Source organism: Paenibacillus graminis (genome assembly GCF_000758705.1).
In the GTDB taxonomy this organism is placed as follows: Bacteria; Bacillota; Bacilli; order Paenibacillales; family Paenibacillaceae; genus Paenibacillus_AQ; species Paenibacillus_AQ graminis.
On the sequence record NZ_CP009287.1, the window covers coordinates 6,719,017 to 6,731,662 of the forward strand.

Genomic DNA, 12,646 nt, shown 5'->3' on the forward strand with positions numbered 1-12,646 from the left:
TCCCTTTAAGCAGGCATGAACATCCGGAGCAGCGATACTATGTATCGTTTTCCGGTACCGTTTCAGCGGGAAATATAAGGATAATTATTAGCGTGAAGCCTAAAATTCTTATATTTCAAAACAAAAGCGGAAGAACCCCGTCACCGGAGCCCTTCCGTCTCACTAGCCGCCCTTCAGCCCTGCAGATGCGCGGTCCAAAGTTCGGTTTCAGGGGCAGCAGCGATCCACCGGACATTCAGACGGCACTCCATTTGCGTTCCATTACACTCTATATCCAAGCTTCTTATAGGATTAAGAAGTTAACCTTTACATTGTACTTGATCCCGCGCTGTTTGTGTGCAACTCTCCAAGAATATTTATTACAGCTAGAACCGTCCTGACTTAAATATGGAGTACAGCAGCCATAGAATCATCAGCAGGGCGATCACGGAGCCGATTTCGACAATCGGGAAATCCCAGAGCATAGAAGGCTCTCCCCGCAGCGAAGAGGCAATGATCAGCCCGGCCATAATAATGCTGAAGGCCAGCAGCACAATGCTGAACGAGAGGCGGTTGCCCACCCGGCTAAGCTTGTGCTCAATGCCCTTCAGCTCAGGCAGCACAACCTCCACCTTCAGCTTGCCTTTGCCAACGAGCGCAGACAGCTGTCTCGCCTGTGCCGGAAGCTCTACCAGACTTTCGGCGAGGTCAGCTACGCCGCCGAGAATTTTGCGCTGCAGGCGGCTGCCGCTGAAACGCTGTCTCACCAGACGCTTGCCGAAGGGCTCGGCCATCTGCACAATACTGAAGGCCGGGTCGAGGTTGCCGACAACCCCCTCCAGCGTCAGCATGGTCTTGCTGAGCATCGCCAGGTCCGGGGGAATGACCAGCCTGTGCTTGCGGGCGATGCCGAACAGATCATTCAGCGCTTTGCCGATGCTGACCTGCTTGAAAGGGATATCATAGTATGCCTCGCGCAGCCTGTCCATATCATCATGCAGCGCCATCCGGTCCGCTTCCTCGGGAATAACACCCAGCCGCAAAATAGCCCGCACCATGGAATCGGTATTCTTACGCATTAGAGCAATAACAAGCGCAGACAGGCTGTCCTTCATCTCCTCGCTGAGCCGGCCGACCATGCCGAAATCAATCAGCGCCAGTTTCCCGTCATCCAGAAGCATGACATTGCCGGGATGGGGATCAGCATGAAAGAAACCATGAATAAAAATCTGGTTCAGCATCATCTCCACCAGCTGCTGGGCCAGCGTCTTCAGCTTTACACCCTTGAGGAGCAGCTCCTCGCGGTGGTTCAATGTGATGCCATTGACATATTCCATTGTCAGCACACGAGTGGAGCTGTAATCCCAATAAATCGCCGGGATATAGACCTGATCGTGCTCCGTAAGCTGCCCGGCAATCCGTTCCGCATTGCGCCCTTCCTGGCCATAATCCAGCTCTGCCAGCAGCGCCCGGGAGAATTCCTCTACCATCCGGGTCAGCCCGTATTGCTTCGCCCAGTCCAGCTTCCTCTCAGCCAGGGCGCTTAGATCCTGTAAAATTTCCAGATCCCGTGTCATGGTCCGCATCACACCGGGACGCTGGATTTTGACTGCCACACTCTGTCCGCCGTGCAGTACAGCCCGGTGCACTTGACCAATGGAAGCTGCGGCAAGCGGGGCATTCTCAAAGTAGCTGAACATTTCATCAATCGGCTGGTCAAGCTCCTGCTCCAAAATATTGCGCGCCGTTTCCGCCGAGAATGGAGGGACGCTGTCCTGAAGCTTCACCAGTTCCTGAATGATCGAATCGGGCAACAGATCGGAGCGCGTACTGGCCAATTGGCCCAGCTTCACAAAGGTTGGCCCCAAATCCTCGAGTACCCGGCGTATCCGCTCCCCCAGCGTCAGACTCTCGTGAACCTCCTGGGTAATCATCCGGCGCGGAAGGGACAGCAGATGGTAGAGGCCAAGTTCCTCCACCATATAGCCGAAGCCATGACGCATCAGCGCCATGGCAATAGACCGGTACCGCCCGGCATGTCTTATACGTACAGCCATTTAGTCCGTACGCTTTTCCGGCAGGACTTCCTCCGCAGCAGGAGTTCCTTCCAGCTCCGCCACACGGCGCTCCAGGACAGCAATCCGCGCTTCCAGCTCAGCAACATCGCTCTGAACCGGGATTTTAAGCTCCTTCAGCACACGTTCGACCTGTTCATGAACCGCAGATTTGAATACTCCGCGTTCTTCCTCGCCGCGCTCCACCAGCCGGTCGATGAGAGCCTTGGATTCCGAGGGGGCCAGCTCGCCCCGCTTCACCAGATCTTCAACTACCTTTTCTACCTTTTCCTTGCTGACAATGGTGAGGCCGACTCCTAAAGAGATTGCTTTCTTGAACAAATCACTCATGTCACTTTCCTCCCAATGATTCCGGTTATGGATAGAGTATACCCTTTTGCGGGCCATTTCACAAAATTCAAGCCTGTGCAAAGCCGCCGCACTGTTACAGATTATCTAGGGATCCGCGCCGCCCAGGTAGCCGCCCGCAGGATCAGCTGACGAACTGCCGGATGCGTGAAGGAGGGCTCATGATGGCCTGGCATCAGAAATACCACCCGTCCAAGCCCGTAGCTGTGACACCAGGCGGCCGGACGCATTTCACCATCTGCTTCATACTCCAGTAGAATCGTTTTCTCCGTAAACGGATCGAAGTCGAACGTGTAAGGCTCCTCATCCAGCTGAAAATCTTCCATGCCCTCGGTTATGTCATGCTCCAGCACCTTGAAGTTCAGCGGAGTATAAGGCGGATGTCCGGTAAACCTGCCGCCGATCAAATGGGCCAGCTCATAGCGTTTGGCCAGCGAGATTCCGGTATGCAGCACGATCAGTCCGCCGCCGCCGCTCACATAGCTCAGCAGACCCGCAGTCTGCTGGGGGGACACCGTCTCATTCCACAGCTCATTGTATGCGATGCACAGATCATATCCTGATAAGTGCTCGCTGAGCAGCAGCTTTTTATTCTCCGAACACTGCACAATCAGCAGATCATTCAGGATTTCACTAATTTGTTTGTCCACACCCTGCAGCGGATGGAAACGGGGGTGGGTATAGTCGCCCAAAAGCAGACATTTTCTCTTGTCCATAGGGGACCTCCTCCTTCTCTCTGTATCTATAGTTGTCTTTTTAGTTGCCTATATTCTAAGTAAAATGGCTGAGGTTGTCTATTGCCGGCACAAATATCCGTGCGTGTGAGACTTCCTATTTCTATTGGCTTCGCAGACAATCAGCGGCGGGACGCGATATATTTCCCAAGTTCCACGAACATGCTGCCCATCCGTTCATGCTCGGGCATCACAATCCGCGTTATTCCTTCCTCCTTCAGGGATTCAGAGGTGATCCGTCCTACAGAAACCGCCAGCACCTTGTGTGCAAAGGCCTGCACCAGCTCCGCCAATTTGCCCTGCTCCCTGGCATACTGAGCCAGAAAACGGAATTGCGGAGCGCTCGTAAAGGCTACAGCATCAACTCTGCCTCCTGTAATCTCATCATACAGCAGGGCCAGCGCCCCAGGCTCCGGCGGCGTATGGCGGTACGGCTCCACTTGAAGGACAGTCGCCCCCGCCTCCTTCAGCCGGGCCGCCAGCTGGGGAGCAGGATCGCCATGGAGCTGAAGAACAACCGATTTGCCGCGCAGGTCCCATTCTTTCAGACCCCGAAGCAGCCCGGCTGTACTCCCGTCATCATCGCGTACTTCAGGCTGGAGTCCCCGCTTCTTCAGCGCATTAACCGTCTTGTAGCCACGCGCGGCAATCGGAGAAGCGGAGAGAATCTCCAAGAAACGCGCCTCCACTTCCATCTGCGCCGCCATTTCAAACAACGCCTCCAGACCCATCCCTGTCGTCAGAATAGCCAGATCAGGCGGATGGGCAATCCAGGCAGCAATTCCTTCCCGCAGCGCCTGATCATCCAGAAACACCGTCCCCTGGGCAGGCCGGTGCAATGCCGTGCCTCCCATGTTCTGCACCAGCTTGGCCATTTCTTCCGCCTTGCGCGGACCGGCAAGGGCGACGGTAATGCCTTGCAATTGCTCTGCCATATCCTTTCTCCCCCTCATCAGCCCATAAACTTATTGTTTATCAGTATACTTGCATTGGACGGAAAAAGAAAAGATGAAAAGCAATTCCCGCCTATTTCTCCGACAGCTTGAAACGTCCCACAAGCTTCTGCAGCTCCTCGGCAAGATGGCTTAGATCCGCTGAGGAGGAAGCAATCTCCTCTACGGAAGCCAGCTGCTCCTCGGCAGCAGCCGATATCGTCTCCGTATTGCCGGCAGCCTCTTGAGAGATCGCTTGAATTTCATGGATCGCAGCCTTCATGCTGACAGCCTCAGCCGTCAGTGTGCCAACGGCTCCCACCATGGCTTCAATCTTCTCGGCTGCACCTTTAACCGCTCTGCGGATGCGGGAGAAAGAGCGCCCGGTGGTATCCACCGCCATTATACCTTCCGACACCTTGCTGCGGGCATCCTCCATCGTCGCCGTTGCCTGCTGCATCTCTGTGTTAATGGAAGCAATCTGATCTGCAATCCTGTGCGCGGATCTCTCTGATTCCTCAGCCAGCTTGCGGACTTCGGCAGCAACAACTGCGAAGCCCCTGCCCTGCTCACCGGCTCTTGCCGCCTCGATGGAAGCATTGAGCGCCAGCAGGTTGGTCTGGCGGGCAATTCCCGTAATTACACCGACAATCCCGTGAATCTGGCCTGTGCGGTCATTCAGCTTGCCGATTACACTGCTGAGTTCCTCCACTGTTTCGTGAATGCCGTTAATTTTGTCTACCACGTGGATCACCGAATCATTGCCCTCGGCAGCGGACAGCGAGGTCTTCTCCATCATTGCCGACACCTGCTCCATGAATCCGGAGATATGTTCAACTTCGCTCGCGGTTGCCGCTGTGCTCTCCGTTCCTTTCTGCACACTGTGCACCTGCCGCTCTGTGCCTGCCGCTACCTCCTGAATCGCGATCGTTACGTGCTCAATAGCCTTCGTAGTCTGCTCCGCCCCGGCAGTCAGTTCTTCTGCAGAAGCGGACACATTGCCGGTCATCTCCTTCACACCTGTAATCATGCCGCGCAGATTGGCAACCATAGAACGGAAATTGTCGGCAAGAGAACCGATTTCATCCCTGCGGAAGCGGCCGATATCCTCTGACAGGTCGCCACTGGCAATGACCTCTGTAGCTTTGCGCAGCCGGGTGAGGGGTTTAAGGATCGAAGCCACGTTGAAATAAATCAGCACAAGTGCAAGAATCACGGAGACTGCGATAACAGTCAAAGCCCTATCACGGATCCCTTTTGTGGCTGCCGTCACCTCACTTTTGCTGATTGTGCCCCCGATTCTCCAACCGGTGAGCCCGTTCACCTGATACGTCAGCTTTTTGGGGGCATTGTTGTAGGTATAATCAAACGAACCGTTTTCTCCGTCAAACATTTTCTTAATAAAATCAAGCGACGTTTCTTGTCCAACCGGTTCTATAGGATGTACGAGAAATTTTTTGCTGCTGTCGACCAAAAAAATATATCCTTCTTTTCCAACCTTTAAGTTCGTTAGATTAGCAATTTCCTCCAGATTGAGGTTCAGAGCGATCACTCCGCCCCCGTCTTCAAGCACTGCGGAAACCGCAACTGCTGTTTCGCCATTAACTGTCTGGAAGGCCGGTGAGATCACCGCCCCCTTGCCATGCTTCAGGGCACTGACATAAGCATTCTCCTTGCGCGGATCATAGCCTTCCGGAAGTTTCGCATCCGAGGCATGTACCATCTCCGCCCGGCTGGTTGCCACATAAATATCCAGAACATCGGGATGAAGCGCAGCATACTCCTTCAATCTGGCCTGCACCGCAGCACTGCCGTCTCCCGCCGTCAGCCCATGGATAGCCGGGGAGGAGACCTGCTGGGCAAAATACTGAATATCCTTCATTTTAGACTGCATATTCGCGTTAATGATTTCGTTCACCGCGGCTACGCTTTCAGCGGCATTATTCAGAAGCTGGCCTTCCACTTTGCTGCTGGCCGATTCGTAAGTTTGCCAGCCTATGATACTACTTGGCACCAGGAGGACAACCAGATATGTAAGAATTAGCTTCATACGGATGGTTATATTAGCCTTATGTTTCATTCTCTTTGCTCACTCTCGCTTTCTTGAGTCTTAAGTACAGCTTGTGTGCAGTCTTGTAGATCAACAAATCTTAAATGGTGAAATCAAACCTTACTAACCGGGATGGATGGAGCTAGAATAGGAAATGGCTAAAATATGGAGATCCAGGGCAGGCGGATCAGGCCCAGCGAGCGGAATCCTTTCTTGGTCGATAAATCGATAAAGTCTGCCTGCAAAATTGAACCCAGCCGGTGAAAACGATGGATAGCGGATTGCACAGAATTAGAACGGATGATCTACTAGTATATAATTATATATCAGTCCTGAAAAACCTCCTTTGTTCAACAACTCTTCAGTATTCTCATACTTTTTTGGAGAATTTTCATATAACCGCAGCAAAAAGACCGTTTTATGAAAACGGTCTTTTCTTATATCTGTATATGGTCTCCGGACTATAGAGTTTGACTTTGAACTCCGCAGTCTTCATTTATGGAAAAGTTGGCTTTGCCCTTACTTCCTGTGAACGTTCAGGGCTGCTTGGCCCCTTTGCTTCTGCAATTCGGGCACACACCTCCAAACACCACATGCGCATGGGTAATTAAATAGCCCGTCTCCCCGCTCACCTGTTCAGTCCATTCCTGCGGTACCTGGGTCATCACCTCATCCACTGCCCCGCACACCTCGCACAGGATATGCTGATGGTCATCAAGACGGGCATCATAGCGGCTGGCGGCTTCCCCCAGTTTGAGCTCACGGATCATTTGTTTGTCCGAAAGATAACGCAAAGAATTATATACGGTTCCGTAAGCAAGGTTGTGTCCTTGCTCTACCAGCCGGTTCATTACCTCTGCTGCAGTAGGGTGGTCATGTGAACTCCGGACAATGTCATACACAGCTTGACGCTGGGAGGTCAGATTCAGGGTCTTCATCTTCATCATCCTCTGATTTATTTTTAGATCAAGTATAAATCCAGATGACCCCAGCGTCAATGAGGAAGGCTTTGTGTCTTGGCTGTTTCTATTTCATGCACCACTGGTAACTGACGGGTTTCTTTTGGGGGGAGTGTGGTAATAAATGAAATGAGTCTTTCTGTGAATGAGGAAATTTAGATGGAGGAGATTAAGATGAAGGATAACAGGATGAACAGCCCCCAGTTCCCGCAGAGCCTTCCGCAATTCCCGCAATCGTTATGGAGAGCCAGTAATGAAGTGCCGTCCTTTCCGGCCCTTGCGGAAGACCATTCTACAGATGTGGCGATTGTTGGCGGCGGAATTACCGGGATTACGGCTGCCTATCTGCTGACCCAGGCGGGTTACAAGGTAACACTGCTGGAAGCAGGAGAACTTTTCGTTGGCACAACCGGATTTACAACCGCTAAAATCACCGTACAGCATGGCCTGATCTATAACGATCTGGTTAAATATTTCGGCGAAGAAGCAGCCCGGCTCTATTACCAGTCGAACAACGAGGCGCTGGAGTGGATAGTACAGACGGCTGAAGAACTGAAACTATCCTGTGGCCTTACACGCGAAGCAGCCTACCTCTATGCAGATGAGGGAGACGAGAAGACGCTGAGGCAGCTCGAGGATGAGTTCAAGGCCTATGGCAAGATCGGGCTTCCAGGCGAGTGGCAAGACCATATTCCGCTTCCGCTGAGGGCCGGCGGTGCCATTAAGCTGCAGGGACAAGCCCGTTTCCATCCGCTCCAGTATCTTAAGGGACTGCTGGATGTTATTTTGGAAAAAGGCGGGGTTATCTACGAGCATACGATGATTGGAGAACAAGTCGACAAGGGCAGCGGCATGCTGACACTGTACACGGAGCAGAGCGGACATAAAATCAGCTGCCGGCATGCGGTATCGGCTTCCCACTTTCCTTTTTATGACGGCGGCGCCCTGTATTTTGCCCGTCTGCATGCGGAGCGCTCCTACTGCCTGGCCATTGATCCGGAAACCGATTATGAGGGCGGAATGTATCTAAGTGCGGGAGACCCCACCCGTTCGCTGCGGGCCGTGGAATGGAATGGCAAGAAGCTGGTCATTGTCGGAGGGGACAACCATAAGACGGGGCAAGGCATCTGCACCCATGGCCATTATGAGAATCTGGAGAAGTTCGCCGGAGAGCTGCTGGGCATTCGGGGCATTCCCTTCCGGTGGTCGACCCAGGATCTCATTACTCTAGACCGTGTCCCTTACATCGGCAAAACAGCCGAGGATGAGGAAATTTATATCGCCACCGGCTTCCGCAAATGGGGTATGACGAACGGAACACTGGCAGCACGCATGATCGCAGACGGCATCCAGCGGCGCAACAATCCTTATACGGAACTGTATGACCCTTCACGCTTCAAATCCCGGCCTTCAGTTAAAAACTTCATTGTCCAAAACGCCAATGTTGCAAAGGAATTGGTTGCAGGCAAAGTGGAGATTGTGCATAAAAAGACGCAAGAACTGAAGCCGGATCAAGGGGCAGTGGTCTTCCACGACGGCAAGCGAGTTGGAGCCTACCGCGATCCCGAAGGAAAGCTGCACCTGGTGGACAGAACCTGCACCCATATGGGCTGCGAAACCGAGTGGAACGATGGTGATCGCTCCTGGGACTGCCCTTGCCACGGCTCCCGCTTCTCATATGATGGAGAAGTGCTGGAGGGTCCGGCAACCGTTCCGCTGACTAAGCTGGAAGCTGAAAAATAAGACCGGAAGGTGCGTTCTCCTTCCCTTCACGTGCTTCTCTTTTCCCGCTCAGGTATAATGGGACTGAATAGCAGCCTCATTACTAAGCCTATGTAAAAAGGAGCGTGAAGTTAGATTATGGATTTGAGAGGAAAAAGCATTGTCATCACCGGTGCCGGCAAAGGGATCGGCAAAGCTCTGGCCATGGCGCTGGCCAAGGAAGGCGCAAATCTGGGGTTAATCTCCAGAACAGCGGCCGATCTGGAGGCGCTCAAGTCGGCGCTGACTGAAGTGTACGATATTAAGGTGAGCATCGCGGTGGCGGATATTGCTGTCCGCGAGGACGCTGAACGGGCGGTCGTCTCCCTGCAGAATGACCTCGGCGCGTTCGACGCTTTGATTAACAATGCCGGGATCGCCAAATTCGGCACATTTCTGGAAATGGACCCTGCGGATTGGGAACGCCATATGCAGATTAATCTGTTTGGCACCTACTATGTCACCCGGGCAGCCTTGCCTGCAATGATTGAGCGGAGCAGCGGCAATATCATCAATATCTCTTCCACAGCCGGAGAACGGGGCTTTGCCACCGGCTCTGCTTACTGCGCTTCCAAGTTCGCGCTGATGGGCATGACCGAGGCGCTGGCGCAGGAAGTCCGCAAGCACAACATCCGTGTGGTCGCGCTCACACCAAGCACTGTCAACACCGGCCTCGCGGAGAATGCCGGCCTGAAGATTGGCGATGAGGACCGGATGATGCAGCCTGAGGATGTAGCCGAGCTGACCCTCGCCGCCCTGAAGCTTCCTGACCGTGTCTTCCTGAAAACAGCGGGTATCTGGACAACCAATCCGCAATAAGCGGTTAAGGCCGACTCCTCGCTGCGGCGGCCTTACAGAACGGGTACGGGTAGGATTCTCTAGCATGAAGGAGGTCTTTGGAATGCTTGTAGTTACCAATACCATCAAGATTAAGGAAGGCCACGCCGAGGCCATAGCCCAGCGGTTCGGAGCATCGAACGGGGTACAGGATATGCCCGGCTTTGTCCGTATGGAGGTCTGGCACGGCAGCCCCAAAGAAGGTGCAGAGGAACTGAAAATATGCACCGTATGGGAGAATGAGGAAGCGTTTAAGGGCTGGACTTCCAGCGACGCCTTCCGTCAGTCGCATCGCGGCGCAGGCGGGAATGAAGCGATTCTTGGCGCCTCGCTCGACAAATATGAACTGCTCGTCAGCCGTACGCCTGACAAGTGATATGCGTGGGCAGGTAACAACAGGGATGGGCTGAATCATTTATGGCCCCGGTTCGGGTTTCTTTTTGGGCTGCGTCAGAGATATGCAACTGCTTGGTCAGATTTCACTCCTGAGAGTAAGTTCCGTTTTTCCGCGTTGCAAAGAGATTATGAACTAGGTCTTGTGGATAACACTAGTGTGTTAACTTCTTCCTATCGCAGTAAAGCCTGAACATATTTGGAGCGAGACCTTTTGGGTCCCGCTCCATCTTTTTTGTATAAGAGTTAATTGCTTTGATTCCTGTGCATCCCTCACACTGCACGTTCCGGCTGCTTCTGCTCGGCTTCCTGGTGTTTGCCCGGCCAGAAGGACCAGCGGCCCAAGAGTACGGTAATTGCCGGCACCAGGAAAGGACGGACAACGAAGGTGTCCAGCAGCACCCCAATGGCGGTGATAATGCCGAACTGCACCAGCACTTGAATCGGCAGGCTGGCCAGCACCGCAAAGGTTCCGGCCAGTATGAGTCCGGCAGAGGTGATGACCGAGCCGGTCTCATTTACCCCTTCAGCAATGGCCTGCTTCAGCGGCATAACTTTGCGTTTTTTCCAGATGTTCGAGATCATGAAGATGTTGTAATCCTCCCCCAGAGCAACCAGGAACACGAAGGAATACAGCGGAATGGCGCCCTGAATGGCGTCTGCTCCCAGCAGGTAATGAATAATAATCCAGCCCAGCCCAAGCGCTGAAAAGAACGACAGGATTACGGTTGCCACCAGATAAACCGTCGCCACCACAGAGCGCAGATAGATCAGAAGCAGCACGGTTATCATCCCGATAACGACTGGAATAATCAGATCCGTATCTCTTTCCCCGAGTTCTTTGGTATCATACTGGGTCGCAGTCTGCCCGCTGATCCACACACTGTCCTTGGCATTGTCCAGGCCCGATTCAGCCAGCGCCTGTTCTACGGATGCCTGAAGCGCCGGAATGTGATTCATGGCCTCCAGAGAATATGGATTGCTTTTAAATTCGACATCATACCCGAGAATATTATTGTTGACGGCACCCTGCTGGGGATCGGAGACCGTATCAATATAAGAAATACTGCTGAGAACTACCTTGATATCCTCCCCGTTCACCTTGCCCTGCGTATCAATCATCAGCTTGGCCGGAGCGAGCTCGCCGGGAGAGAACTGGGTGCCGATCAGGTCAAAGCCCTCACGCGACTCCATATCCTCCGGAAAGGATGAGAGAATATCGTAAGTAAATTTGATCCCGCTGGAAAAAGAGGCGAGCACACCGAGAAGGACCACTGTAATGCCTACAATTGCCCAAGGGCGGGTTACCACGATATCGCCGATTCCTTTTTTGCGTACAGGTTTAGGCTGTGGTGCCGGTTTGCCTTTTGCTTTGGCCCGTTCGGCTTCCATCTGCGGAGTACGCGGAATAAACGGGAAGAAGGAGGTGCGGCCAAAAATCGCCAGCAGCGCAGGCACCAGCGTCAAGCTGGCAATCCCCATAATCAGAATCGAGACGCTGAACGGAACGGCGAACCGGTGGTACGCACCGTATTTCGCCAGCAACAGCGCAAACAGCGCCAGCACAACTGTAAATCCGCTCATGGCAATAGCACCGGAAGAATGTGTGATCGCACGCAGTAATGCGTGTCCTTTATGTTCCTCGACCTTCAGCATCTGACGGAACCGGGAAATTAGGAACAGGCAATAATCCGTACCCGCACCGAACAACAGCACAGTCATAATGGAAATGGCCTGGGAGTCTACGGTGATCCAGCCTTCCTGGGCCATTTTTCCGAGCACAGGGCTGGTAACACCATAGGCAAAACCTACCGCTACCAGTGGAATCAAGGCCAGAATCGGCGAGCGGTAGATCAGCAGCAGGAACACAAGCACCAGCACGACCGTTGCGATCAGCAGGGAGACATCTGCATTCTGGAACAGTCCAGTCGCATCGACAGAGATCCCTACCGGCCCCGATACCCGAAGGCTCAGATCATTGCTCTCCGTCTTTGCTGCGGAAGGGTCACCGCCTGTCTCCGTATTTATTATTTTTTTCATTTCCGTTAATGCTTCACCAAGCTGGTTACTATCGGCCGTCTTGTCAAACAGCACCGGTGTAACCAGTGTGCTGCCATCCTCCGACAACGAAGCCCGGAGCGCCTGCGGCGGCAGCTTCCCGAGCGGCGGAACATAGTTCTGATGTGCCAATGGCTCCTGCTCAAGCTTGCTGTAAACAGCAATGATATGTGCCAGATCCTCCCCGGACATTCCGCCTTCCCTATGCCATACGAGCAAGGCGGGGACGCCGCTGCCAGCCGGAAACTCCCTTTCAGCAACGACTGAAGCCCGCACCGACTGAGAAGCTTCAGGCAGGTTGGATGCATTGTTCATCTCCTGCGAATTCACCGAAGGCCATAACATGGAGAGTGCTCCCACAACCGCTATCCAGACGACTAGTGTAACCCATTTTGTTTTGCTGCCTGCCACCCAATTTCCGTAGCCTGACATTCCGTTCATCCTCTCTTCTTACCCTCCGGCTCAAAATGAACCGCGGGTCATTTTCATACCCTTATCATATATACCCTAAAAATTTTAA

General features: G+C 53.3%; 10 protein-coding genes. 3 read left to right on the plus strand and 7 right to left on the minus strand.

Annotation, left to right across the window (positions count from 1 at the left end):
* Positions 1-365: 365 nt before the first annotated feature.
* The 6 genes from PGRAT_RS29095 to PGRAT_RS29120 form a co-directional block, all read right to left on the minus strand.
* A complete protein-coding gene (locus tag PGRAT_RS29095) occupies positions 366-2,036 on the minus strand; it encodes an ABC1 kinase family protein (protein ID WP_042267584.1) in 1,671 nt (556 codons plus the stop codon).
* A complete protein-coding gene (locus PGRAT_RS29100; RefSeq protein WP_025708613.1) occupies positions 2,037-2,384 on the minus strand; it encodes a phasin family protein in 348 nt (115 codons plus the stop codon).
* A gap of 101 nt (positions 2,385-2,485) precedes the next feature.
* On the minus strand, positions 2,486-3,118 hold the full coding sequence (locus PGRAT_RS29105) for a ThuA domain-containing protein (protein WP_025708614.1): 633 nt from the start codon (positions 3,116-3,118) through the stop codon (positions 2,486-2,488).
* Between the two features lie 140 nt (positions 3,119-3,258).
* The gene (locus tag PGRAT_RS29110; RefSeq protein WP_025708615.1) at positions 3,259-4,071 is read right to left on the minus strand and encodes a uroporphyrinogen-III synthase; all 813 of its coding nucleotides are present in this window, start codon (positions 4,069-4,071) and stop codon (positions 3,259-3,261) included.
* Between the two features lie 91 nt (positions 4,072-4,162).
* Positions 4,163-6,148 (minus strand): methyl-accepting chemotaxis protein, encoded by a 1,986-nt coding sequence (locus PGRAT_RS29115; RefSeq protein WP_042267585.1) that lies wholly within the window; start codon positions 6,146-6,148, stop codon positions 4,163-4,165.
* A gap of 506 nt (positions 6,149-6,654) precedes the next feature.
* Positions 6,655-7,056, minus strand: coding sequence for a Fur family transcriptional regulator (locus tag PGRAT_RS29120; RefSeq protein WP_025704745.1), 402 nt, complete (start codon positions 7,054-7,056; stop codon positions 6,655-6,657).
* A 195-nt stretch (positions 7,057-7,251) separates the two neighbouring features.
* On the opposite strand from PGRAT_RS29120, the gene PGRAT_RS29125 reads away from it, so the two are divergent.
* From PGRAT_RS29125 to PGRAT_RS29135, 3 genes are all read left to right on the plus strand, one after another.
* Positions 7,252-8,820 (plus strand): FAD-dependent oxidoreductase, encoded by a 1,569-nt coding sequence (locus PGRAT_RS29125; RefSeq protein ID WP_244884043.1) that lies wholly within the window; start codon positions 7,252-7,254, stop codon positions 8,818-8,820.
* Positions 8,821-8,937: 117 nt separating this feature from the next.
* Complete coding sequence (locus PGRAT_RS29130) at positions 8,938-9,657, plus strand: 3-ketoacyl-ACP reductase (protein WP_025705665.1); 720 nt, start codon at positions 8,938-8,940, stop codon at positions 9,655-9,657.
* A gap of 82 nt (positions 9,658-9,739) precedes the next feature.
* Positions 9,740-10,051 carry an antibiotic biosynthesis monooxygenase gene (locus PGRAT_RS29135; RefSeq protein WP_025705667.1) on the plus strand — a complete coding sequence of 104 codons (312 nt, stop codon included), beginning with the start codon at positions 9,740-9,742 and terminating at the stop codon, positions 10,049-10,051.
* 290 nt (positions 10,052-10,341) lie between these two features.
* Here the strand turns inward: PGRAT_RS29135 and PGRAT_RS29140 are convergent, their stop codons facing one another.
* Positions 10,342-12,567, minus strand: a complete 2,226-nt coding sequence (locus tag PGRAT_RS29140; RefSeq protein ID WP_025705668.1) for an MMPL family transporter — start codon at positions 12,565-12,567, stop codon at positions 10,342-10,344.
* Between the last annotated feature and the right edge of the window lie 79 nt (positions 12,568-12,646).